The sequence below is a fragment of the Streptomyces lothianensis genome (assembly GCF_047779955.1).
GTDB lineage: Bacteria > Actinomycetota > Actinomycetes > Streptomycetales > Streptomycetaceae > Streptomyces.
The window spans coordinates 1-23,541 of the sequence record NZ_JBLMKT010000074.1; the positions used below are offsets into that span (position 1 = coordinate 1).

Consider the following 23,541-nt stretch of genomic DNA (forward strand, 5'->3'; position numbering starts at 1 on the left):
CGGACCCGGACGACTCATACCCAACTAACGACGAATCTCCGACTCAGGTCACTAGGTGGTTGGGCATAGTTCGTCAAGCCACCGGCTGCAGAGTTCGCGGGTGATCGGCTCGAAGAGTTCGGGTGTGGACATCTCGAACAGGAACCGGGTCAGCAGGTCCTCATGCCCTGGCTCGACGTCGATGTCCTCGCGCATGTGCAGCTGCTCGGTCCACGTGGTGAGGTCGCCGGCAAGTGCTTCTCCGGCGAGCACCTTGCGCAGAGCGACTTGGGCACCCGCGCGGTCCAGCACCACCACTGCGGAACACTCACTCTCCGGGATCATGCGGGCCGCTGCGATCAGGTCGTCGATCCGGCCGGTGCACTTGACGAGGTCGAGCAAGACCTGTCGTCTTTGTGCTGCCATCGCGGACACTCTTCCTTTCCGCGTCATGCCGCAGCCTCCTGCTCGCGCTCGACCAGGACGCCGCGTTCGAAGCGTGCGCCGTTGCGGACGAGGGCGACGAGGTGGGGTGCGGTGATCGCGCGCCAGCGGGCCTGGGCGGACTCGGCGAGCTTGAACACCATCGCCAGGGCTGCGGCCGGGCTGCCAGCCCCGCGGGTGACCTTGGTCCGCAGCTTCACCGTGCTGAAGGTCGACTCGATCGGATTCGTCGTGCGCAGGTGGACCCAGTGCTCGGCCGGGAAGTCGTAGAAAGCCAGGAGTTCATCGACGTCGTCGGTGATCTTCTTGACGGCCTTGGGCCACTTCGCGCCGTAGGCGCGCCCGAAGTCCTTCACCGCCTTCTCGGCGTGATCGCGGTCCTCGGCGTTGTAGATCTCCTGCAGCGCCTTCTTCGCGCCGGGCTGGGCCGATCTCGGCAGGGCATTGACCACGTTCCGGGTTTTGTGAACCCAGCACCTTTGACGTCTGGCCTGTGGAAACACCTCGGCCAGGGCCCGCCACAGCCCCATGGCTCCGTCGCCGACGACGAGCTCAGGATCGCGCATGCCGCGCCGGCGGCAGTCCCGCAGGAGATCGGCCCAGGACTCGGCCGACTCGCGCAGGCCCTCAGCGAGCGCGGTCAGCTCCTTGCTGCCGTCCGTACGCACGCCCATGAGGACCAGGACGCAGGAGCGGACCTGGCCGAGGCGGACCTTGGGATGGACGCCGTCGGCCCACACGTACACGTAGTCGGATCCGGACAGGTCCCGGTCCTGGAAGGCGGAGTGGTCGTCGCTCCACTGCTTGGTCAGCCGGGTCACCGTGGCCGGCGAGAGCCCAGCGGCCGATCCGAGGAACTGCTCCATCGCGGGCACGAAGTCGCCGGAGAACAGACCGTGCAGGTAGAGCAGGGGCAGGACCTCGCTGATCTTCGGGGACTTCCGGCACCAGGGGGCGAGGATCTTGGACGAGAACCGCTTGCGCTCGCCCGTCTCGCCATCGACCCGCTTGTCGTTCACCCGCGGCGCCTTCACCGCAATCGGCCCGGCGGCGGTGGTCACCGTCCGCTCGCGGTGGTGGCCGTTGCGGACCACCAGACGGCGACCGCCCTCGTCCCGCTCGCCCGCCAACTCAGCTATGTACTGGTTGACCTCGGCTTCCAGGGTCGCAGCGAGCATCCGACGGACGCCCTCACGGACGATGTCGTCCATCAGGGAGCCGCTCTGGGTGGTGCCGTCCTCGTTGACTACGCTCAGCACGGGCGTGCCTTCCCGACCCGCGCTGCAACGCGGGCCTACTCGATGACCAGAAGTCGATCACTCGGGAAGGTACGCCCTCCGCGTTGCGCGAGGCACCCCTCCCGAGCCCGATCCACAGGTCTTGAGCATTGCTCCCCTCCGGTGGGAGATCTTTGAAGAGCTCCTCTCACACGGACGACGTGCTTCCACGCACCGACCTGTCGGGCACCGACATCGCTCTGGTTCGTGGAACACGGTTCCCTGTGGACATCGACCGGTCGACGCTCGACCGCCCCGGAAGCCAGCTCGCTGCCTGCCGCCCGTCGGAGGCCCCTCGGCAGCGCGGGACTCGCGAGCGAGGCGGGGCCAAGGCGCCGACTTCGGCCCGCCCAAGCCGAAGTCCAAGTCACGCGCCCGTGCGCACTTGCGTGCGCCGCTCGTCCCTTCCGTACGGTCCAGCCGATGGCGAACCGCCCTCGCACACCGTGAAGGAGAGCTGTTGAAGCCGACCGAGGAAGTGCTCCAGGACCTGACCCAGTCCTCGAACGTCTCCGTCCACTCCGACGACGCGCTCGTCGGGAAGGTGCAGGCCGCCATCACGGCGGACGACGAGAAGCGGAAGGAGAACGAGGACGAGCCGCTCCGCCGGAAGCCCGCCCTCGTCCCGATCCTGCCGACCGAGCTGCCCCGGCAGTTCGAAGTGACCCTCTGGGACGTGCTCCACACCCTCGCCCGGGCCACTGCCCTGTCGTGGCGCGGTGCGGGCCGGGGGCTGGCGGAGCACTGGGGCGCACTCAAGTACACCCAGGCCCTGGCCGGCGGTCGTGACTCCTTCCTCGGCCTCACCGACGAAGGCCACCGCATCGCGGACCACTACAAGTCGCTGCAGTCCAGCGAGCTCGGCATCGGCTTCGCGCTCACGCTCGCCGAGCACATGCTGCGCAGCCGTTTCCCCGACCATTCGGTGACGATCGTCCCCGCCGACACGGCGTTACGCGCGGGCTGGGCCCTCACCAGCAGGGACAAGGGCGAGAAGGTGAAGTACCGCTATCGCCCCCAGTACTTCGCCGAGGTCTGGCGGCCGGGCGAGCCGTCCCTTGCCATCCCCCTCGCCTGCAAGGGCAACCACAGCGACTCCGCCACCTCCGCCGAGCAACTGGCCTCCGCCTCGGCCCACGTCGAAGCGGTCCACATTGGCGCGTGGAACGAGACCCCCGGCCTGCTGTTCAGCACACAACTCCCGACGGACGGCGGCACGATGACCGTCCACGCCCTCCAGGCGCCGGGCAGTGGCGGTCGGCTGTCCCCGGCAGAGGGCCGGGAAGCGAACCGGAACGCCCCGCCGTTCCAGGCGAACGTGATGCCGGACATCCATCCGCCGGCCGAGGGCCTGGTGGCACCGGAGCCCGTACGGGGCTGCCACGTGCAGCCGAAGGACTACGCCTGGTTCCAGGAGTCCCTGGCCCACACCACCGCGGCGGGCCTCATGGCCTTCACCGGCTCCGGCCACGCCACCGCCCGCCACCTGACCGACCGGCAGGGCCGCAAACGCTACACCGGTCTCGAACACGCGGCCAGCATGAGCATCCAGGACGCCGTCCACACCCTCTTCGGCAACGAGTACGTCGGCACCGACCACGTTTTCCGCCTCAACGGCCCCCGCGTCGAGGCGTTCTCCGGCGTGGACGAGGAGGTCTTCCGACTCCTCGCCAGGGGCGACATCGAGGAGTGCCGCGCCCTCGTCCACGCGAGCCGCCACGTCCGCCCCCGCCTCACGTTCGACAAGGACTGGGGCGGTCCGGTCTCCGTCCACGCCGACGGCTCCGTCTTCGCCCTGCGGCTGCTGCCGGGGCAGAACGAGGAACCCTGCGCGTGCTCGTCTCGCTGACGCACCGCTGAGACGACAGGTCCGTCCGGACGGCCTCTGGGCGGACGACCAAACCACATGACGGCCAGGAGCATCGGCCTCGACTCGCGGTGACGGTGTAGGCGCGGGCGATACAGAGCATGGCCTTGCTCACCCGCCCCGAAGGACGGCAGCGTCACCCACGGCAGTGACCGAGCGGCGTACGAGCGGGCAGTGGCCTGCGAGTCCACGTTGTACGCCGTATGGCCCGGGGAGTGGTCCAGCCGCCTTCTCGTGATCGACGATCTGGACGAATACGCCAAGGCTCACGGCATCAAGCACGATGTGCAGCGGACAGGACTGATCGAGCATGTGCACCGGTCCGGTGGACCGAGTCGGACGACAAGCGGATTCCGCGCAGCCCGCGCATCGCAACGAGGCGTGCTGGACTGCGGGTGCAAGATCGATGCTGGTAGTCAATGGATCCAGCCGGAAGCCTTCCGACCAATTCTTCGAGCTGGCTGTTACCGAGTTCCACCGTCGGGACCCGGACTGGACCTGGGAGTGGGAGCGGGATGCAGTGTTTGACCGTTACCACACCCCGGTTTCGCCGTGAGTCCACTGCGGGCTATCGCTCGGCCGCCATGCAAGTCCGTCGTGCAGGGCAGCCACCCACCTTGGACGACTCCGGGTTGGAACACCTGCTGGCTACACCGCATCCTCTCGTTGCAACGGCGGTAAAGGGGGTGGACGCGATGACCGCCTCTCAGGCGTTCTCGTCATGGATCCGCGCACCCAGATCCTCCGCCCATTCCAGCGCCCACGCCTTGAGTTCTTCGATCTGCCGGGAGGTGAGCCCGTACGCGGTGTAGTCCTCATCCTCGTACCAGTCCGCGCCGATCAGCCGGTCCCTGAGGTCTTCGAGGCTGAACTCGTCGTGGGCGCGACGGCGGCCCAGGGATTCGAGGTCGGCGGTGGAGCGGTGGCGGGAGGCAGCCTGGACGTCGATGAGGTCGCGGACGGTGCCACGGTCGGCGAGGGCACGGACCTTGGTGCCGATCACGTCATCGAGGGAAAGAACGGGGCCGTAGGGGGTCTGGGCGGGCGGAGCCCAGAACGCCTCCTTGAGGACGTCGACCTCGCACTCCTCGCCGGTGTCCGGATCGGTGACGAGGAACCGGCCGCTGAGCGGATCGGTCTGGACGTGCGTGGTCCGCCATCCGCGCGCGCCGAGACCTGCTGTGAGTGAGGCGACGATCTCCTGCATCGGAGCGGGGTTCTCGGTGGCGACGTCGAGGTCGCGGCTGAAGCGTTCGACCAGGCCGTGGGCCTGCACGGCGTACCCGCCGGTGAGGACCAGGGGGTAGGGGGAGCCGAGGTCGAGGATGTCGGCGAGGAGACGCTCGTGGAGCGGAGTGAGCTTCACGCGGCGGTCGTGTCGGCCGGAGCGGTGCGGAGCAGCTCGGGGAAGGCATCCTCCCAGACTGCGCGGATGTAGGGACTGACCAGGCGCCGCAGCACGGGCCACTGCTCGGTGAGCAGCCGGTGGTGCAGGAGGGCCACCAGGTCCTCGCGCAGTCCCTCGGCGAGGACGGTCCGGTAGAGCGTCATGCGGGACTTCGGACGGTCCAGGCTGTAGCTCGTCCGCCCGGACCAGACGATGTGGAGCGGCAGGTCCACGTTGCCCTCGACGGGGCCGGCCAGCTCCTGCAAGCGCTCGGGCAGTCGGCTGCGGTAGCGGTCCCGCAGCACCTCGGCGCGGGGGGCGGTGATCGTCGCGTCCATGCATCCAGTATCGCTGCTGGGAGGCGGCGGCATGGCGGATACGGGGCCCCTGTCGTACGTACGGGTCGGGTGGCTGCCCGCCCTTCACTCGGACATCTGCCCCGGTGGGCGCTCAGCGCAACATCGCCTACCCGTGCCGGCCCCCAGGTGGTGCGGCAACCAGCGGCCCTGCAGACCCGGAGCCATCGCAGATCGTGGGCGCGGGCGATCATGACGCAGCAGGTCACGCGGAGGGCCGCCGTGGTGGGTCCGGCCGCGGCCCGGTGGGAGCCAGATACCTGTCGAGGTCACCCGTCATGGCGGCCACCCGTCAGTGAGCTGGGACGCTCCCGCGCCCGATGCTGACCGTTTGCTGACCTGAGCGAGGCCATAAAGCCTCTGACCTGCGAGAAAACCCAAATGCTAGATCTTGGACTTGAACATGGTACGCATCATCGAGGCACTCCTGGACATCGGCTCCCTGCCTGCGTTTTTGCAGGTCAAGTGCTGTTCTCCTACCCTACAACGAGTCGCATGTCCGGACAGTGTTCCCCAGGTTTCCCAGGACTCATGCTGACCACGTGCTGACTCTTCCGACACATCGCCAGGCGACCGCGGGAGAACTTCGCCCGCTCTTCCCGACTCCACCGCGACGACGGCACAAGCCTACGCAGCATCCTGTGAAGGGCGTCCGTGATCACCGTCACTCCGGCGGCCTGGGTGGTGGACGTATGCCCCCAGTACGCCCAGCATCGCGACCTCGCTGCACAGCAGCACCCGCTCGATCAGGCCGATGAGTTCGCGGCCGCCGGGGCCCGCCGAAAAGGCCATCAGGGCAGCACCCGCCAGGGCCGTCCAGGACAGAAATCGGATCCATCGGATGTGTGGACTGGTGTCCGGGCGCAGGCGGCGGGACAGGAGGAGACCCGCCAGCGGGAGAGCAAGGAAAGCGGCGCAGGAGGCATAGCGGTGGATGAGGGCCGGGGTGCTCAGGTTCGTCGTCAGAGGGTCGGTGGGGAGAACGGAGGCGGTGAGGAGGCCCAGGCTCCAGAGGGCAAGAAGGGACGAGGGCAGGCCCTTGAGCGCGGGAAGGCGGGTGCGGGCGACCAGGAGCAGAGCCAGGGAAACCGCGCCGAGCAGGGCCATCGTCGTCTCGATCGGGCCGCCGCGGTCCAGAGCCGCGAAGTCGCTGACCGTCAGGGCGAAGGGGCTGAGTCCGGGGTCCGTGTCGGACGGTGTCCACAGGGCGGCCGCGACCGCCAGGACGACGGTGGTCCACACGGCAGGGGCCAAGTGGCGGCAGAGCATGGGGAGAGCGGGAATGCGCATGGTTCATCTTCGGGCTCGCGTCGGCCGACGCGGATCAGGGATCGACCCTGAGGCCACCCTGGGCCCGCCCCGATACCGCCCCTGACCCGTGCGCCGCGAACCGCACTCCGACGAAGTCAGCCGATCGGCTCGGTAGCGGCTGCCGGGCCGTCCGACGCAGGCGTCACCCCGGCCCCGCAGGCCCGGCATCTGGCCCATCTGGCCCGGCACCTCGACGTGAGGCGCGCCACAACGTGCTCAGGCGCCGGTGCAGGCCTCGTGGCCCCAGCTGCCCGAGGCGAGCTTGGTGATCTTCTCGCCCGCGGCGTACGAGCGTCCGCAGGTGCAGCGGCCCGCGAACTTGGCCTTGATGACGGGCGCCTTCTTCCCGGCGGACCCGCTCCTGCGCGAGGCGTCCTTGCGCGGGGCCGATGCCTTCCGGGCCGCCGGTCCGGCCGTGATGCGGTCGGCGCGCGGTGCGGGGATCTCCGCCATGCCGTGTGCGGTCCCTGCGGGCTGCTGCGATTCGGCGGCGTCGCTGGCCGCGATGTCGGCGATGGCGTTGAGCAGGTCGCCGTCCGCCTGGTGGGCGGCGACATGGCGGAAGGTGACCTCACGCCCGGTGAGCAGCTCGTCGATGCGGATCACCAGCTCACGGTTGGCCACCGGCTTCTTCGCGGCCGTGAGCCAGCCGTTGCGCTTCCAGTTCTTGATCCAGGTGGTCACGGCCTGCATCGCGTACTTGCTGTCCATCCGGACCTCGAGCGGCACCGCGGCGTCGGTGGCCGCCAGCAGCTCCGCCAGAGCGGTCAGTTCGGCGACGTTGTTGGTGGCGACGCCGAGCGGGCCCGCCTCCCAGCGCTGCGGGGTGCCGGCGGCATCGGCGATCACCCAGCCCCACGCGGCGGGTCCAGGATTCTTCTTGGCCGCACCGTCACAGGCGGCGATGATCAAGTCGGACATCCCTCGATGATGCCAGTCGTACGGCATCCATCCGTAATCAGCCGGGGGCCGCCCCGCTCCCCAGGCCGAATCGCCGGGTCGGGTGCCACGCGGTTCCGTTCCAGGTGACGAGGGTCACCTCGCGGACGGTGACGGTCAGTGGGAGGCAGGGTGCGAGCTCGGCTTCGAGGGCGTCGTACGCGGCCGCCTGTCCGCTGCCGGGTGCGGCGCTGTTCGCGAGGGTCAGATGGGGCCGCAGCCCGTCCTCGCCGAAGATCCCGCCGTACGGAGCACACTGCGGCCAGGCCGCCACGACGCTCTTCGTGAGCGCGGTGACGGGGTCGGCGGGCCAGGGCTCCAGGTAGAGCACACCGGGGTAGCGGCCGAACTCGGCGAAGGTCAGCTCGAAGGACTCATGGCCGCGCAGCAGTTCCCCGAGCCTGCGGCGCACGACGGCGTCGGTCCGGCTCTCGTGCAGAAACGGGAACAGCACCGAGACATGGGCGGGAAACGGCTCCCGCATCAGGGGATCGGCCTCGGGGATCAGGATCGTCAGGGCGGTGTCCCCCAGGGCATGGCCCCACCCCTGGCCCGCCCGGGCACTCATCGGTCGATCACGGGGACACGGTGCCACGGACGCCGCGCACCCGGTCGCGCGGGGCCCCGCGTGCGGCCGGGAGTGCGTGCGGCCGGGAGTGCGGGGTGCCGGGAGTGCGGGGTGCCGGGGGTGCGCGGGGGGGCCGCGTCGACCGGCCGGTGAGGCCCTCACACCGCCTCGGCCACCTGTTCCTCCTGCCCGGCGAACTGCGTCCGGTGCAGCTCCGCGTACCGTCCGTCCGCCGCGAGCAGCTCCTCGTGGCGGCCGCGCTCCACGATCCGCCCGTCCTCGACGACCAGGATCTGGTCGGCCGATCGGATCGTGGACAGCCGGTGCGCGATGACCAGCGCGGTCCGTCCGTCCAGCGCCTCGGCGAGCGCCTCCTGCACGGCGGCCTCGGAGGTGTTGTCGAGGTGTGCGGTCGCCTCGTCGAGGATGACCACGCGCTGCCGGGCGAGCAGCAGCCGGGCGATCGTCAGACGCTGGCGTTCACCTCCGGAGAGCCGGTAGCCGCGCTCGCCGACCACGGTGTCGAGCGCGTCCGGCAGCGAGCGGATCAGTTCCTCGAGCCGGGCCCGGCGCAGCGCGTCCCACAGTTCCTCCTCACTGGCGCCGGGCCTGGCGAGCAGCAGGTTCGCGCGTACGGAGTCGTGGAAGAGGTGCCCGTCCTGCGTGACCATGCCGAGCGTCTGCCGCAGCGCGGTCGCGCTCAGGTCGCGTACGTCGACGCCGCCGATCCGTACGGCACCTTCGTCGGCGTCGTAGAGCCGCGGCACGAGCTGGGCGATCGTCGACTTGCCGGCGCCGGAGGAGCCGACGAGGGCGATGGTCTGCCCGGGTTCGGCGCGGAACGACAGGCCGCGCAGCACTTCCTCGCCGCCTCGGGTGTCCAGGGAGGCCACCTCCTCCAGGGAGGCGAGGGAGACCTTGTCGGCCGAGGGGTAGCCGAAGCGCACGTTCTCGAACTCGACGGCGACCGGCCCCTGAGGCACCACGGTGGCGTCCTTCTTCTCCTCGATGAGCGGCTTGAGGTCGAGTACCTCGAAGACCCGCTCGAAGCTGACCAGCGCGCTCATCACCTCGACCCGGGCACCGGCAAGCGCCGTCAGCGGTGCGTAGAGGCGGGTGAGGAGCAGGGCGAGGGCGACCACGGAGCCCGCGTCCAGGCTGCCGCGGATCGCGAACCAGCCGCCGAGCCCGTAGACGAGCGCGAGCGCGAGGGCCGAGACCAGGGTCAGCGCGGTGATGAAGCTCGCCTGCGCCATCGCCGTCCGCACCCCGATGTCGCGCACCCGGCGGGCGCGGGAGGCGAATTCCTCGGACTCCTCCTCGGGGCGCCCGAAGAGCTTGATCAGGGTCGCGCCGGGCGCCGAGAACCGCTCGGTCATCCGGGTGCCCATGGCCGCGTTGTGCGCGGCGGCCTCGCGCTGCAGCCCGGCCATCCGGGCACCCATCCGCCGGGCGGGAACGACGAACACCGGCAGGAGCACCAGGGCGAGCAGGGTGATCTGCCAGGACAGGCTGAGCATCACGGCGAGCGTGAGGAGCAGCGTGACGACGTTGGAGACCACGCCGGACAGCGTGTTGGAGAAGGCGCGCTGGGCGCCGATCACATCGTTGTTGAGGCGGCTGACGAGCGCGCCGGTGCGGGTGCGGGTGAAGAACGCGACCGGCATCCGCTGCACATGGTCGAAGACGGCGGTGCGCAGGGACAGGATCAGGTCCTCGCCGAGGCTCGCGGAGAGCCAGCGGTTGACCAGCCCCAGACCGGCCTCGGCCACGGCGATCGCGGCGATCAGGAGCGCGAGCCGCACAACGGTGCCGGAGTCGCCGCCGGCGACGATGGCATCGACGACCCGGCCGGCGAGGACGGGCGTGGCCACGGCGAGCAGCGCCATGGCCACGCTCACGAGCAGGAACTGGCCGATTCTTCGTCGGTGCGGGCGGGCGAATTCGGAGATCCGGCGCAGGGTGGCCCGGGCAAAGGGACGCTTGTCCTGCTGTGCGTTCATGACGCTGTGCAACTGCGTCCAGGCTGTGGTTTCCATGCTCATGCCTGAAAGCTAGAACCTGAAGCTTGCTTGAGGTCAACTGTTTTCCCGGGAACGGCAACATCCCCACTCCGCCGCGACCCCGGTGACGGCTCTGCTACAGTGCGTACGGCACTTGTGTACGCCTGGGTATCCCGGCGCCGGTGCCGTTCCACTCTCCGCCCGATGCGCTCGGGCCCGTCCGCCCGCTTCTGCCGGGCCGTCCGGACAGCCGCTGTCCGTATCCCACCGCGCTCCCGCAGCCGGCGCTCGCCGTCAGCCGCGTACGAGCCGGTTCTCCCGCTCCGCCGACGTGCGGTGCGCGCCCCGTTGTGGGCGCCCCGCCTTGCCGTCGCGTCGAGCCGATCCCTCCCTCCCGTATGTCGACTCCCGTCCGTCGAAAGGACGACACCAGCATGACGACCACAACCACAACCACAACCACCGCCACCGCCACCGCCACCGCCACCACCGAGCCGAGCGCCGCGAAGGCGACCGGCACCGCACTCGAACCCACCGCATCCGCCCCGAAGTCGCCCACGGCCCGCGGGATCCTCGACCTCGCCGCCCACGGCAACGGCGTGCTGCGCACCGCGGGCGGGCTGCCCTCCCCCGGTGATCCGCACGTACCGGCCGCTCTGATCCGCCGCCTCGGGCTACGGCGCGGCGACATGCTCGAAGGGAGCCTCGCGCGGGCCGCGAAGAGCCGGGCCCTCGGCTCCGTCACCCGGGTCGGCGGGCGGCCTGCGCAGGACCTCGGTCCGCGCCCGCACTTCAAGGACCTCACCCCGCTGCATCCGCGCGAGCGGCTCACCCTGGAGCACCGCGCGGGCGGTGTCGCGCCGCGCGTCGTCGATCTCGTCGCGCCCGTCGGCAAGGGCCAGCGCGGACTGATCGTCGCCCCGCCGAAGACCGGCAAGACCATGCTGCTCAAGCAGTTGGCCGGGGCGGTCGCCGAGAACCATCCGCGGGCGCACCTCATGGTGCTGCTGCTCGACGAGCGGCCCGAGGAGGTCACCGACATGCGCCGTTCGGTACGGGGTGAGGTGCTCGCCGCCACGTTCGACCGGCCCGCCGAGGAGCACATCGCGCTCGCGGAGCTTGCGGTGGAACGCGCCAAGCGCCTGGTCGAGCAGGGCCGCGACGTGGTGCTGCTGCTCGACTCGCTGACCCGGCTGTGCCGCGCCCACAACACGGCGGCCTCCGCCGGCGGCCGCACCCTCAGCGGCGGCGTCGACGCGGCCGCGCTGCTCGGTCCGAAGCGGCTGTTCGGCGCGGCACGGCTCACCGAGGAGGCCGGTTCCCTGACGATCCTCGCCACCGCGCTCGTGGACACCGGCTCGCGCGCCGACGACTACTTCTTCGAGGAGCTGAAGAGCACCGGGAACATGGAGCTCCGTCTCGACCGAGCCCTCGCCGGTCAGCGGGTGTTCCCCGCCGTGGACATCACGCCCTCCGGTACGAGGCGCGAGGAACTCCTCGTGCCGGACGGCGAACTGACGGCCATGCGGGCCCTGCGGCGAGCCCTGCGGGCACGCAACGGGCAGGCCACCGAGGCGCTCATCGAGCAGCTGCGCAGGACGCCCGACAATCCGTCCTTCCTGCGCCAGGTCAAGCAGACCGTGCCGGGCGCATAGGTCTGCCCGCCGGCCGGGACGGGGGGCGGGGCCGGTGCGACGATCAGGGCAGCACGACCCAGTCCCCGAGCAGCGCCGCCACAAGTCCCGTACCGAGCAGATACGTTCCCAGGCGGGTACGCCCCCGTCGGCTCAGCTCGATCACGACGCCGCAGAGCACAAGGAGCAGGCCGTACACCCCGACCACGAGCACCGAGGAGCGGCTGGCGAGCCGGATCGCGAGGACCACGGCGGCAAGCACCATCAGGGCGGAGGCCGCGGTGATCCGCAGGCGGCGCGCCTGACGCGGGGTCAGGCCGGAACGGCCGGTGCCGGTGGCCTCGCCCTCCGCTTCGCCCGTGGTCGCGCCCGCCTCGGCCACGCTCCTGTCCGCTTCGCCCGTGGCCCCGTCCGCCTGCGCGCGGCCCTCGGTCGGGGCGGCCTCTTGATCGGATGCGTTCATGGCTCTGGATCGTAATCGCTGCCGTCGAGTTCCCCCAGGCGGGCCGCGATCTCGCCGCGCGAGGGCACCGAGAGTTTCGCGAGGATGCGCTCCAGGTGGGCGTCGACCGTGCGTTTCGAGATGACGAGACGCTCCGCGATCTCCCGGTTCGAGAGGCCTTCACAGGCGAGCAGCGCCACCTCGCGCTCGCGTGGGGTGAGGTCGTGGCACCTTGGGCGCGGCGCGGGGATCAGGACCCTCGTCTCCTGCCCGGTGGCAAGCGCGACGACCTCGTCCTGCGGCCGCTTCGCCCCGTCGGCACGCAGCTCGGCGTAACGTTTCTCCCCGAGCGCTTCGCGCGCCGCACGCACCGTGTCCTGGTGGCATTCCTCCATCCGCGAGGTGCCGCCGAGCCGCGCACCGGCGCCCGCCCACAACGGATCGGCCGCGCCGAGCAGCCAGACCGCCTCCTCGTGCCGTCCCTCGTGTCCCGCCAGCCACGCGAGCAGTTCCAGGCAGTACCCCATACCCACGGCATCGCCGAGCTCGTGCTTGATCCGCAGCGCCGTGACACCCGAGGCGCGGCTCTGCCCGTATGCACCACGGCGGAACCGGGACACGCCGATCACAAAATGCAGATAGCCGCGCACCCAGCCCTCCCGGGAGTGCTCGCCGAGCCGCCCGAGGCCTCGCTCGCAAATTTCCACGGCGGCGTCGAACTGCCCGCCGAGCTGGCGCATATAGCCGATCTGGGTCTCCAGGGTCACGAGCCCGACGACGTCCTGGGCCTCCTCGAGGATCCGGTGGGCCTCGTCCGCCGCCCTGGCCGCCTCCTCGTGCCGTTCCATGAACGTCAGCGACAGATTGAGGTAGACGCGCCCGCGCCCGGCGAGCACCGGATCGTCCAGCGCGTCGGCGATCCGTACGCACTCCTGGGCTTCCTCCAGCGCCTTCGGATCGGCCTGGAACGCGCCGAGGTACGCGCTCTGCGCGAGCGCCCAGGCCCGCTCGCGTACGGCACCGGGGAAGCGGTCGGTGATCTTCGCGTACCAGTAGCGGCCCTCGGTGTGCAGCGCGGCGATATGCCAGTACGGCCAGAGCGAGCCGACCAGCGCGGCGGCCTCCCTGTCCTTGCCGGGCGCCACGAGGGCGTACTCGATGGCGAGGCGGATGTCGGCGTGCTGCTCGCGCAGGGCGTGGTAGCGGCGGATCTGCTCGTCGGCGAGGAAATGACGGTCGAAGTCCTCCGCGAGCCGCAGGTGGCGCGCGCAGTGGCGTTCGCGCATCCGGCTCTGTTCACCGCGCCGTTCGAGGTGCTCGGCACCGTATTCGCGCAGGGTGTCGAGCATCCGGTAGCGCGAGCCGCCCTCGCCTTCTCGCTGCACCACGGACTTGTCGACCAGCCCGACGAGCGCGGTGAGGATCTCCTCGCGCGGCAGCGGGCCGCCCGAACAGACCTCTTCGGCGGCGGCGATGTCGAAGCTGCCGGCGAAGACGGAAAGCCGTGACCAGAGCAACTGCTCCTGGGCGGTGCAGAGTTCATGGCTCCACTCGATGGCGGTGCGCAGCGTCTGGTGTCTGGGCAGTGCGGTGCGCCGGCCGCCGGTGAGCAGCCGGAAGCGGTCCTCCAGGCGGGCCACCAGCTGGTCGAGGGGCAGCACCCGCAGCCGTACGGTGGCGAGTTCGATGGCGAGCGGCATACCGTCGAGACGGCGGCAGAGCGCTGTCACATCGGCCCGGTTCCCGTCGTGCACCGTGAAGCCCGGGTCCACGGCCCTGGCGCGCTGCGCGAAGAGTTCGACGGCGTCGCCGCCGGTGTCCCGTACCGGCAACGGGGCGATCTGACAGATGTGTTCACCGGGCACGTCGAGCGGCTGGCGGCTGGTGGCGAGCACGGAGACCCCGGTGGTCTCGTGCAGCACGATGTCGGAGAGCATCGCGCAGGCGTCCACGAGATGCTCGCAGGTGTCGAGGATGAGCAGCAGTGAGCGTTCGCGCAGATGGTCGAGCACGGCGTCGAGCGGTGGGCGCGGATCCCCTTCGGGCAGTCCGAGGCAGCCGGCCACGGTGTGCGGGAGCAGTTCGGGGTCGCGCAGGTCGGAGAGTTCGACGAGGCGGACGCCGTGTCCGTAGCGGCCCGCGAGCCGTGCGGCCGCGCGCAGGGCGATCCGGGTCTTGCCCACGCCGCCCGGCCCCGTCACGGTGACCATACGGGCCTGGCGCAACGCCTCGTCGACCCGGGCCAGTTCCCTGGCTCGACCGACGAAACCGGTCACCTCCACCGGCAGTTCCCCCGGCCTGCGGCGGACAAGAGCCAACGTCATTCCCATCCTCACGGCGAGCGGTGTACGGCCTGCGGTCGTACGGCTGCGGTCGTACAGCTGCGGTCGGCTGCGGTCGTGCGACTCGCGGCTTGCGGCGCGTGCGGGGTGAGCGGCTCCCACCTCTTCCCCGCCGCCGTTGACGATACGCGTCGGCAGGTCCGGCGTCCTCGGTATACCTAGGCCCGGGCGCGCCGAAGTTCGGTATACGCATACCGTGCCGCGGCGGTGCGACAAGCGCTTGCCGGCAGGCAGAGTGGACCCGTACGCCACGAGCGGTCCGCGGGCGTACATCACGAACTCGGCCGGCTGGCTTGTCGGTGAGCCAGCCGGCCGAAGCGCCCCGCCCGGGCGTCTCTCCGCGCTCCCCCTCCCGCCCCGTCCTGCGGGCCGCGGGCCAGCGGAGCGCCCGGTGCCGGGGGTGTCGGCCGCCCTCTCTTCTCCCACCCCGCTCCCCCGACACCCCGTGGACACGTGGGCTGCCGACGGCACTTGTGGGGCGACCGGTGCCGGAACCTCTCCTTCACTGCGACGGGGTCCGGTGCCCGAGCCCCTCCTCCATGCGGCAGGATGTCGCCTGTTTCGCACTCGCACGCAGGTTCGCCTGCGACTCCCGCCTGGAGGTACACCGGTGAGGTCCGAGGTCACCTGGAACGACTGGCTCGTGGCCGGCATCGCCCTCGCCGCCGGCATCGTCGCGGGCCTGCTGCTCCGCCTCACGATGCGCTGGCTCGGCAAGCACGCCAAGCGCACCGCGTGGAGCGGCGACGACGTCCTCGTCGACGCGCTGCGCCACCTCGTGCCATGGGCCGCAACCATCGCCGGCGCGGCGGTCGGTGCGATGGCGTTGCCGCTCACCGACCGGGTACGCGGGATCGTCACGCAGTCCCTCACCGCGGCCCTGATCCTCTTCGCCACGCTCACCGCGACCCGGGTGATCGCCGCCCTGATCAAGGCGTACACCCAGGCCAGGACCGGAGTCGCCGGTACGGCCACCATCTTCGTGAACATCTCGCGGGTCGTGGTGTTCGCGATGGGCGCCCTGGTGATCCTGCAGACCATGGGCATCTCGGTCGCGCCTCTGATCACCGCGCTCGGCGTCGGCGGGCTCGCGATCGCCCTCGCGCTGCAGGACACGCTCGCCAACCTCTTCGCCGGGGTGCACATCCTCGCCTCGAAGACGATCCAGCCGGGCGACTACATCCGGCTCAGCAGCGGCGAGGAGGGCTACGTCGTCGACATCAACTGGCGCAACACCGTGGTCCGCAACCTCAGCAACAACCTGGTCATCATCCCCAACGCCCAGCTGTCCTCCGCCAACATGACCAACTACACCCGGCCCGAGCAGCGGATGACGGTCCTCGTGCAGGCCGGGGTGGCCTACGACAGTGATCTCGACCACGTCGAGCGGGTCACGATGGAGGTCGTGGACGAGGTGATGGCCGAGGTCGACGGCGGCGTCGAGGAACACGAGGCGGCCGTGCGCTTCCACACCTTCGGTGACTCCCGCATCAACTTCACGGTGATCCTGGGAGCGGGCGAGTTCAGCGACCAGTACCGGCTCAAGCACGAGTTCATCAAGCGGCTGCACGGCCGCTTCCGGGCGGAGGGCATCCGGATCCCCGCCCCCGCCCGTACGGTCACCCTGCACCCTTCCGGGCCCGGCCCCTCGGCTGTGCTTCCGCAGCAGCGCGATGCCTCGCCGGAGCTCGGCTCGCTGCGGCCGGCCGGTCCGGTGCCGCAACCGGGCCCCATGTGACCGTGCCGGACCCCTACCCGACTGGGCCGGCACAGTTTTGTCGGCCATACTGCGCACCGAGAGCAGAGAGCGGCCAGTAGTGAGCATCGCAGGAAAGGCAACCGTGGATCAGCGCATAGGAAAGAAGGACTCTCCCCTGCACACGGCCGCCTCGATGGATCCAGGCCTCATCCCGGGGATCACGCCGGGCGGGCGGGCCGGGGAGGCGGAGGATTCGGAGGCTGCGAAGGCTTCGGCGGCTTCGGGGCGAGCCGCGGAGGAGTCCGCCGAGGAGACCGAGCAGACCGGAACGGCTGCATCGGACACCGAGGCCCCGGCATCCGACGCATCCGACGAGACCGAGGACAGCGGCAAGCGCCCCGCCTTCGAGGCCCGCGACCACCGCGGCGCCATCACCGTGAACGCCGAAGGCATCGGCTTCACGCTCGACGACCAGGCCACGGACTTCACCTGGGACGAGGTCGTCGCGGTCGAGCACTCCACGCCCCGCTTCGCCAAGCGCCTCACGGTGACGGTGCACACCAAGGGCGAGCGCTGGTACCCCAACGAGGTCCAGGCCCCCGACCGCGCCACCCTGACCCGCTGGTCGGGCGAACTCGACGTGGCGCTGGACGCGTACTTCGAGGAGTGAACAGCGTGCGTCGTACGTGAGGAGGGGGGCCGTCGTCGTCGACGGCCCCCCTCCTGCGTTCAACGCCTCCCTGCGTCGAACGCCTCCCCGCGTTGATCGCCCCTCCTTGCGGTTAATCGGATGCCCCCGCCCGCCCGGCTCCCTACACTCACCTGTGATCGCCACGGAAAGCCGTGCCGGCACCGCGACTTCGGACGGGTCACGGCACAACACAGGGCCACACCGGCCCACTCGGGAAGGAGACGAGCATGCGTGAGCACACCGTGTGCGCCGTCTCCTCGTACGGCTTCGAGGTCATGCTCGTGTCCTCGCCCCTCCGGTGCAGGCTGCGCGGCCCGTACCGGAACACCGTGGCGTAGCACTCCCCGCGGAGCACGGACGCGCCCAGGCAGACATGCGTCCGCCTCCGCCCGGTCACGGTGAATCGCGCCGACCACTTCCGGAAGCTTCCGAAAGGCCATCGGCCATGCGTACCCGTCTCACCACGAACCCCCTCGCCACCGTGCGCAATCTGGGCATCCTCGCCCATGTCGACGCGGGCAAGACCACCGTCACCGAGCGGATGCTCTTCCTGACCGGTGCCGTGCACAAGCGCGGTGAGGTCCACGACGGCACCACCGTCACGGACTTCGACTCCCAGGAGCGCGACCGCGGCATCACCATCTTCGCGGCGGCCGTCAGCTGCGACTGGGACGGCCATCGGGTCAATCTGATCGACACCCCGGGCCATGTCGACTTCGCCGACGAGGTGGAGCGTTCGCTGCGGGTGCTCGACGGTGCGATCGCGGTCTTCGACGCGGTCGCGGGCGTGGAGCCGCAGAGCGAGTCGGTATGGCGGCAGGCCGACCGGCACGGCGTGCCGCGGATCGCCTTCGTGAACAAGCTGGATCGCGCGGGCGCCGAACTGGACGCGGCGGTCGAGTCGATCCGTACGCGTCTGGGAGTCGTGCCACTCGTGGTGCAGCTGCCGATCGGGCACGAGGACGGCTTCCGCGGTGTGGTGGATCTGGTTCGGATGCGGGCGCTGTCCTGGCGCGATGAGCGCTGCACCGAGGAGGACGTGCCCGAGGGGCTGCGCTCCGAGGCGGCGCGCAGGCGAAGGCTGCTCGACGAGGCGGTGGCGGAGCTGCACGCGGGCGCCCTGGAGGAGTTCTGTGCCTCCGGGACGCTGTCCGAGCGGACGCTGCGCGGCGCGCTGCGGGAGATCACCACCGCCGGGGACGGTGTCGTGGTCCTGTGCGGCGCCGCGTACCGCAACCTCGGCGTGGAGCCGCTGCTGGACGCGGTGGTGGCGTATCTGCCGTCGCCGCTGGACGTGGCGGCACAGGGGCAGGCCGATCCGCAGGGCCCGTTCGCCGGGCTCGCGTTCAAGGTGCAGTCGACGGCGACCGGCCGCAGGACCTTCCTGCGGCTGTATTCGGGAACACTGCGGAAGGGGGACACCGTGCTCGACGCCGTCACCGGCCGCACCGAGCGCGTGGGCCGCATCCTGCGCGTCCAGGCGGACCGGCACACGGATGTGGATCGCGCGGTGGCGGGCGACATCGTCGCACTCGTGGGCCTGAAGTCCGCGCGCGTCGGCACCACGCTGTGCACGCCCGGTGCGCCCGTCCGGTTCGAACCGCCCCCGGTCGCCGACCCCGTGGTCTCGGTGGCGGTCGAGGCGGTGCGCCGGGCGGACAGCGGCCGGCTCGCCGCGGCGCTGGTGCGCCTCGTCGAGGAGGATCCCTCGCTCGGCGTGCGCACCGACGAGGAGACGGGCCAGACCGTGCTGTCCGGCATGGGTGAACTGCATCTGGAGGTGGCGGTGGAGAAGCTGCGCCGCGAGCAGTCCCTTCAGGTGTCGGTGGGCCGCCCGCGCGTCACCTACCGCGAGACGGTGGCGGAAGGGGTCGGCTCCTTCACGTACCGCCATGTCAAACAGGACGGCGGCGCGGGCCAGTTCGCGCAGGTCGTGCTCGACGTGCGGCCGTCGGAGGAGGATTTCGCCTTCGCCTCCGCGGTCGTGGGCGGCCGGGTGCCGCAGGAGTACGTGCGGGCGGTCGAGGCGGGCTGCCGGGACGCGCTCGCCGAGGGTCCCCTGGGCGGGCACCCGGTGACGGGGCTGTCCGTCACGCTGAGCGACGGGGCGACCCATGTCAAGGACTCCTCGGAGATGGCGTTCCGCACCGCGGGCCGCTTCGCCCTGCGCGAGGCGCTGCGGGCCTGCCGGATGAGGCTGCTCGAACCGGTCGTCGAGGTCACCGTGACGGTGCCCGAGGACTCGGTCGGCGGCGTGCTCGGCGATCTGGCGGCGCGCCGCGGCCGGGTCCGCGGCTCGGAGAGCCGTACGGGCACGGCGGTGGTGACCGCCACCGTCCCGCTCGCGGAGCTCTTCGGCTACGCGACGCGGCTGCGCAGCCGGACGCAGGGCCGTGGTGCGTTCACCGCCCGGCCGCTGGGCTACGCACCGGCGCCCGATCCCGCGTAGCGCCTGGCCCTCTCCCCTCGTACGGGGAGAGGGCCAGGCTCCGGCTTCCGGCGGCCTCAGCTGCCGAAGCCGAGGCCGAAACGGTCCAGGGAGCGCAGCCACAGGTTCCGGCGGCCCTCGTTGCGGTCGGCGCGGGCGAGGGAGCGCTGGGTGATGCCGATGCCGAGGGAGCGGAGGGGCTCGGGCGGGAAGGGCAGCGGTTTGCGTCGTACGAAGTCGAGGGCCGTGCGCTCGGTACGTGCGCCGGCCAGCAGATCGAGCATCACCTCGGCGCCGAAGCGGGTGGCGCCCACGCCCAGTCCGGTGAAGCCCGCGGCGTAGGCGACCTTGCCGTGGTGGGCGGTGTCGAAGAAGACGCAGAAGCGGGTGCTGGTGTCGATGGCGCCGCCCCAGACGTGGCTGAAGCGGATGCCTTCCAGTTGCGGGAAGGTGGCGAAGAAGTGGCGCGCGAGCGTGGCGTAGGTCTCGGGGCGCCGGTCGTGCTCGGCGCGGACGCCGCCGCCGTAGCGGTACACGATGTCGTAGCCGCCCCACAGGATGCGGTGATCGGCGGAGAGCCGCACGTAGTGGAACTGGTTGGCGGGATCGGCCCAGCCCTGCCGGTTGCGCCAGCCGACCGAGGCGAGCTGCTGTTCGCTGAGCGGCTCGGTCATGAGCGCGTAGTCGTACACGGGCACGGTGTAGCGGCGGTGACGGCGGATCAGGGAGGGGTAGGCGTTGGTGGCGAGGGCGACGCGGCGGGCGGCGACCCGCCCGTAGGGGGTGCGGACGTGGACGGCCGTGCCGTGCTCGTCCAGACGGAGCGCCGGGGTGCGCTCGTGGATGCGGACGCCGAGGTCGAGGCAGGCGCGCTTGAGTCCCCAGGCCAGGCGCGCCGGGTTGACCATGGCGATGTCGCTCTTGTTCCAGACGGCGCCGAGAAAGGCCGGCGAGTCGATCTCGGCGCGGACGGCTTCGGCATCGAGCAGGGTGGTGCTCGCCCCGTACCGGGCGGCCGTCTCGGCCTCTTCGGCGAGCCAGTCGACCTGGTGGGGCTCGGTGGCGACGACGAGGGAACCCGTGCGCTCCCAGTCGCAGTCGACGGCGTGGCGCGCGAGGGTGTCCTCGATGGCCTGGAGGTTCTCGCGGCCGAGGCGTTCCAGGGTGCCGATCTCCTCGGGCCAGCGGGCGAGGCCGTTCGCGAGCCCGTGGGTGAGGCTCGACTCGCAGAAGCCGCCGTTGCGCCCGGAGGCGGCGCCGCCGCAGGCATCGGCCTCGACCAGGACGACGTCGGCCGAGGGGTCGCGCTCCTTGGCGACGAGGGCGGTCCACAGGCCGCAGTAGCCGCCGCCGACGACGAGCAGGTCACAGGTGGTGGGGCCGACCAGGGTCGGGGCGGCCGGCGGGCGGCGCGGGTCGTCCAGCCAGAACGGGGTCGAGGCGGCGTCCCGGAGCGAGAGCAGGGGGTCCATGGGTCTTCCTTCGGGTGGCGGGAGAAGCCGGGCGCGGGGCTTCGTCCGAGGTGCCGCCCATGAGAACCGGCCGCGGACAGGCTGGTCAATGGTGTTGACATAAGGTGAGGAAGGCCTGACCCGAGGGAGCTACCGCCGCGCCGCCGGATGCAGGGCCTCGACCGCCGTGAGCATCAGTTCCAGGGCGAAGGGGTAGCCGCTGTCGCGCATGTCGGCGGCCAGGAACCCGTACGTGGCCGCGATGTTCGGGTGGGTGTCGGCGGGGAGGCGCCCGTAGACCGCGTGCCAGACCTCGGCGTCGGCGACCGCCGCGGCCCGCGGAAGGGCCGAGGCGGCGGCGTCCTGGGCGGCGAAGGCGAGGGCCTGGTCGACGAAGGCGTGGTAGATCCGCACGGCGAGCGCGTCGGGGAAGCCGCCGTCGCGCAGGATGCCGAGGATCGTCTCGACGGCCCGGGTCTCGTGCCGACGCCCTGTGGTGCGGTGCGCGGCGAGCAGGGCCGCCTGCGGCTGGGACAGGTAGGAGGAGTGGATGCGCAGACCCATCGAGCGCAGGTCCGCCCGCCAGTCCCCGGTGGCCTCCCAGCCCTCCTGCGCGCGGCCGATGAGCTCGTCGGCGAGCGCGAGGAGCAGGGCGTCGGTGTTGCGGAAGTAGCGGTAGAGGGCGCTGGGGTCGGCACCCAGAGCTGCACCGAGTCTCCGGACCGAGAGGGCGTCGGCGCCGTGCTCCGCGACCAGGCGCAGCGCCGTGTCGACGATGAGCCGTTCGGAGAGTACGGCCCCCTGCTTGGTCGGGCGGCGGCGCCTCCGGCCGCCTTCAGGTACTACGCGTTCCGGAGCTACGCGTTCCGGAGTTACGGGACTGCCCGGCGTGACCGGGCCGTCCGGTGTGGCCGACACGGCCGGTGCGGCTGACCTGTCCGGTGGTGCTGACCTGTCCGGTGTGGCTGACATGGCCGGGACCTTACGTCAACACCATTGACGTGTAAACGGCCCGCGGGCTTCGATGACGCCCATCACCCGTCCAGCGCCCGCCGGCGCGTCCGTACGCAGAGGGAGCCGCCGCATGCCCCACGCCGATCTGGTCTTCACCAACGGCCCCGTCCTCACGATGGATCCGGCCCGGACGCGGGCGAGTTCGCTCGCGGTCACCGGTGAGCGGATCACGGCCGTAGGCCACGACGAGGTGCGGGAGCTGATCGGCCCCGGCACCGAGGTCGTCGACCTGACGGGCAGGCTGCTGCTGCCCGGGTTCCAGGACGCACACGTCCACGCGGTGGGCGGCGGCGTCGAGTTGGCGGAGTGCGACCTGACCGAGGCCACGGGTGTCGAGGACTGCCTGCGGCGGGTCCGGACCTATGCCGAGGCGCACCCGGACCGGGAGTGGATCACCGGCGGCGGCTGGTCGATGGAGTGCTTCGCCGGGGGGCTGCCGACCCGGCAGCTGCTCGACTCGGTCGTGCCGGACCGCCCGGTACTCCTTTCGAACCGGGACCACCACGGCGCCTGGGTCAACACCAGGGCCCTGGAACTCGCCGGGATCGGCGCGGACACCGCGGACCCGGGTGACGGACGGATCGAACGGGAGGCGGACGGCACACCGAACGGGACGCTCCAGGAAGGCGCGACCGGCCTTGTCGCCCGCCTCGTGCCGCCGAGCACGCCACGGGACCGGATCGCGGGCCTGCTGCGGGCACAGCGGCTGCTGCACTCTCTGGGCATCACGGGGTGGCAGGACGCGCTGCTCGGCTCGTTCAACGGCATGCCGGACCCCTCGGACGCATATCTGACGGCGGCGCGGGACGGTTCGCTGACCGCCCGGGTGACCGGAGCCCTGTGGTGGGACCGTGACCGGGGCGACGAGCAGATACCCGGACTCGTCGCCCGCCGAAAGGAGTTGACGCACGGCCGGTTCCGGGCCGGATCGGTGAAGATCATGCAGGACGGGATCGCGGAGAACTTCACGGCCGCGATGACCGCCCCGTACCTGGACGGATGCGGCTGCGCCACGGCCAATACGGGTCTCAGTTTCGTCGATCCCGAGGCGCTGCGCGGCTACGTCACGCAGCTGGACGCGCTGGACTTCCAGGTGCACTTCCACGCGCTCGGCGACCGGGCCGTACGGGAGGCGCTTGACGCGGTGGAGGCCGCCGTGGCCGCCAACGGGCGACGCGGCAACCGCCACCACCTGGCCCATCTCCAGGTGGTGCACCCCGACGACCTGCCCCGCTTCGCGGAGCTCGGCGCCGTCGCGAACATCCAGCCGCTGTGGGCGGCACACGAACCGCAGATGGACGAACTGACCATCCCCTTCCTCGGCCCGCGACGTGCCGCCTGGCAGTACCCGTTCGGCGGCCTGCTGCGGGCCGGGGCCACCCTGGCGGCGGGCAGCGACTGGCCGGTCTCCAGCCCCGACCCGCTCGCGGGGATCCATGTCGCGGTGAACCGGCGGGAGCCCGGGTCCGCGGACGAGCGGGTGTTCCTGCCCGAACAGCGCATCGACCCGCTGACCGCACTGGCCGCCTACACCGCGGGTGCCGCCCATGTGAACGGCCACGACGACGCCGGCAGCCTGCTTCCGGGCCGACTCGCCGACCTCGTGGTGCTGGACCGGGACATCCTGGCGGCGCCGGAGGAGGAGATCGCGGCGGCCGGGGTGGAACGCACGTACGTGGGCGGCGAACTCGTCCACGCGCGATGAGCGT

18 protein-coding genes are annotated in these 23,541 nt (G+C 71.2%); 6 read left to right on the forward strand and 12 right to left on the reverse strand.

From position 1 onward, the window contains the following. Positions 1–51: 51 nt before the first annotated feature. A complete protein-coding gene (locus tag ACLF6P_RS25760) occupies positions 52–405 on the reverse strand; it encodes a hypothetical protein (RefSeq protein WP_415953375.1) in 354 nt (117 codons plus the stop codon). Between the two features lie 23 nt (positions 406–428). Further along, positions 429–1,682: an IS256 family transposase gene (locus ACLF6P_RS25765; protein WP_415953376.1), complete on the reverse strand. Its 1,254-nt coding sequence runs from the start codon at positions 1,680–1,682 to the stop codon at positions 429–431. Positions 1,683–2,160: 478 nt separating this feature from the next. Between ACLF6P_RS25765 and ACLF6P_RS25770 the strand changes: the two genes are divergently transcribed. Beyond that, positions 2,161–3,549, forward strand: coding sequence for a hypothetical protein (locus ACLF6P_RS25770; protein WP_415953377.1), 1,389 nt, complete (start codon positions 2,161–2,163; stop codon positions 3,547–3,549). Between the two features lie 724 nt (positions 3,550–4,273). Here the strand turns inward: ACLF6P_RS25770 and ACLF6P_RS25775 are convergent. The 6 genes from ACLF6P_RS25775 to ACLF6P_RS25800 all read right to left on the reverse strand — a co-directional run bounded on the left by ACLF6P_RS25775 (position 4,274) and on the right by ACLF6P_RS25800 (position 10,173). Continuing rightward, complete coding sequence (locus ACLF6P_RS25775; RefSeq protein WP_415953379.1) at positions 4,274–4,933, reverse strand: nucleotidyl transferase AbiEii/AbiGii toxin family protein; 660 nt, start codon at positions 4,931–4,933, stop codon at positions 4,274–4,276. Further along, on the reverse strand, positions 4,930–5,292 hold the full coding sequence (locus ACLF6P_RS25780) for a hypothetical protein (protein ID WP_415953380.1): 363 nt from the start codon (positions 5,290–5,292) through the stop codon (positions 4,930–4,932). Before ACLF6P_RS25780 ends, ACLF6P_RS25775 begins: the two co-directional genes overlap by 4 nt. Before the next feature lie 645 nt (positions 5,293–5,937). After that, positions 5,938–6,600 (reverse strand): DUF998 domain-containing protein, encoded by a 663-nt coding sequence (locus ACLF6P_RS25785; protein ID WP_415953381.1) that lies wholly within the window; start codon positions 6,598–6,600, stop codon positions 5,938–5,940. Positions 6,601–6,837: 237 nt separating this feature from the next. After that, positions 6,838–7,542, reverse strand: coding sequence for an RNase H family protein (locus tag ACLF6P_RS25790; RefSeq protein WP_415953383.1), 705 nt, complete (start codon positions 7,540–7,542; stop codon positions 6,838–6,840). Positions 7,543–7,579: 37 nt separating this feature from the next. Continuing rightward, complete coding sequence (locus tag ACLF6P_RS25795) at positions 7,580–8,128, reverse strand: 2'-5' RNA ligase family protein (protein ID WP_415953384.1); 549 nt, start codon at positions 8,126–8,128, stop codon at positions 7,580–7,582. A gap of 158 nt (positions 8,129–8,286) precedes the next feature. Continuing rightward, the gene (locus tag ACLF6P_RS25800) at positions 8,287–10,173 is read right to left on the reverse strand and encodes an ABC transporter ATP-binding protein (RefSeq protein ID WP_415953385.1); all 1,887 of its coding nucleotides are present in this window, start codon (positions 10,171–10,173) and stop codon (positions 8,287–8,289) included. A 392-nt stretch (positions 10,174–10,565) separates the two neighbouring features. Between ACLF6P_RS25800 and rho the strand changes: the two genes are divergently transcribed. Continuing rightward, entirely contained in the window at positions 10,566–11,786 is a 1,221-nt protein-coding gene (gene rho / locus ACLF6P_RS25805; protein ID WP_415953386.1) for a transcription termination factor Rho, read from the forward strand. Positions 11,787–11,829: 43 nt separating this feature from the next. On the opposite strand, the gene ACLF6P_RS25810 is transcribed toward rho, so the two are convergent. Then, positions 11,830–12,228: a hypothetical protein gene (locus tag ACLF6P_RS25810; RefSeq protein ID WP_415953387.1), complete on the reverse strand. Its 399-nt coding sequence runs from the start codon at positions 12,226–12,228 to the stop codon at positions 11,830–11,832. Continuing rightward, on the reverse strand, positions 12,225–14,531 hold the full coding sequence (locus ACLF6P_RS25815; protein WP_415953388.1) for an ATP-binding protein: 2,307 nt from the start codon (positions 14,529–14,531) through the stop codon (positions 12,225–12,227). The genes ACLF6P_RS25810 and ACLF6P_RS25815 overlap by 4 nt, the downstream gene beginning before the upstream one ends. A 628-nt stretch (positions 14,532–15,159) precedes the next feature. Between ACLF6P_RS25815 and ACLF6P_RS25820 the strand changes: the two genes are divergently transcribed. The 3 genes from ACLF6P_RS25820 to fusA all read left to right on the forward strand — a co-directional run bounded on the left by ACLF6P_RS25820 (position 15,160) and on the right by fusA (position 19,388). Beyond that, entirely contained in the window at positions 15,160–16,287 is a 1,128-nt protein-coding gene (locus ACLF6P_RS25820) for a mechanosensitive ion channel family protein (RefSeq protein ID WP_415953389.1), read from the forward strand. Positions 16,288–16,390: 103 nt separating this feature from the next. Next, entirely contained in the window at positions 16,391–16,918 is a 528-nt protein-coding gene (locus ACLF6P_RS25825; protein WP_415953391.1) for a hypothetical protein, read from the forward strand. A gap of 466 nt (positions 16,919–17,384) precedes the next feature. Further along, positions 17,385–19,388: an elongation factor G gene (fusA, locus tag ACLF6P_RS25830; RefSeq protein WP_415953393.1), complete on the forward strand. Its 2,004-nt coding sequence runs from the start codon at positions 17,385–17,387 to the stop codon at positions 19,386–19,388. Positions 19,389–19,444: 56 nt separating this feature from the next. Here the strand turns inward: fusA and ACLF6P_RS25835 are convergent, their stop codons facing one another. Then, a complete protein-coding gene (locus tag ACLF6P_RS25835) occupies positions 19,445–20,839 on the reverse strand; it encodes an NAD(P)/FAD-dependent oxidoreductase (RefSeq protein WP_415953394.1) in 1,395 nt (464 codons plus the stop codon). A 129-nt stretch (positions 20,840–20,968) separates the two neighbouring features. Next, positions 20,969–21,790, reverse strand: a complete 822-nt coding sequence (locus tag ACLF6P_RS25840; protein WP_415953396.1) for a TetR/AcrR family transcriptional regulator — start codon at positions 21,788–21,790, stop codon at positions 20,969–20,971. 112 nt (positions 21,791–21,902) lie between these two features. On the opposite strand from ACLF6P_RS25840, the gene ACLF6P_RS25845 reads away from it, so the two are divergent. Next, positions 21,903–23,537 (forward strand): amidohydrolase, encoded by a 1,635-nt coding sequence (locus ACLF6P_RS25845; RefSeq protein ID WP_415953397.1) that lies wholly within the window; start codon positions 21,903–21,905, stop codon positions 23,535–23,537. Positions 23,538–23,541 lie beyond the last annotated feature (4 nt).

Excerpts from the sequence above, each read along its gene's own strand:
- ACLF6P_RS25760 (WP_415953375.1), bottom strand. The coding sequence starts at position 405 with ATGGCAGCACAAAGACGACAGGTCTTGCTCGACCTCGTCAAGTGCACC.
- ACLF6P_RS25780 (WP_415953380.1), bottom strand. The coding sequence starts at position 5,292 with ATGGACGCGACGATCACCGCCCCCCGCGCCGAGGTGCTGCGGGACCGC.
- ACLF6P_RS25785 (WP_415953381.1), bottom strand. The coding sequence starts at position 6,600 with ATGCGCATTCCCGCTCTCCCCATGCTCTGCCGCCACTTGGCCCCTGCC.
- ACLF6P_RS25790 (WP_415953383.1), bottom strand. The coding sequence starts at position 7,542 with ATGTCCGACTTGATCATCGCCGCCTGTGACGGTGCGGCCAAGAAGAAT.
- ACLF6P_RS25795 (WP_415953384.1), bottom strand. The coding sequence starts at position 8,128 with ATGAGTGCCCGGGCGGGCCAGGGGTGGGGCCATGCCCTGGGGGACACC.
- ACLF6P_RS25800 (WP_415953385.1), bottom strand. The coding sequence starts at position 10,173 with ATGAGCATGGAAACCACAGCCTGGACGCAGTTGCACAGCGTCATGAAC.
- rho (WP_415953386.1), top strand. The coding sequence starts at position 10,566 with ATGACGACCACAACCACAACCACAACCACCGCCACCGCCACCGCCACC.
- ACLF6P_RS25810 (WP_415953387.1), bottom strand. The coding sequence starts at position 12,228 with ATGAACGCATCCGATCAAGAGGCCGCCCCGACCGAGGGCCGCGCGCAG.
- ACLF6P_RS25815 (WP_415953388.1), bottom strand. The coding sequence starts at position 14,531 with ATGACGTTGGCTCTTGTCCGCCGCAGGCCGGGGGAACTGCCGGTGGAG.
- fusA (WP_415953393.1), top strand. The coding sequence starts at position 17,385 with ATGCGTACCCGTCTCACCACGAACCCCCTCGCCACCGTGCGCAATCTG.
- ACLF6P_RS25835 (WP_415953394.1), bottom strand. The coding sequence starts at position 20,839 with ATGGACCCCCTGCTCTCGCTCCGGGACGCCGCCTCGACCCCGTTCTGG.
- ACLF6P_RS25840 (WP_415953396.1), bottom strand. The coding sequence starts at position 21,790 with ATGTCAGCCACACCGGACAGGTCAGCACCACCGGACAGGTCAGCCGCA.
- ACLF6P_RS25845 (WP_415953397.1), top strand. The coding sequence starts at position 21,903 with ATGCCCCACGCCGATCTGGTCTTCACCAACGGCCCCGTCCTCACGATG.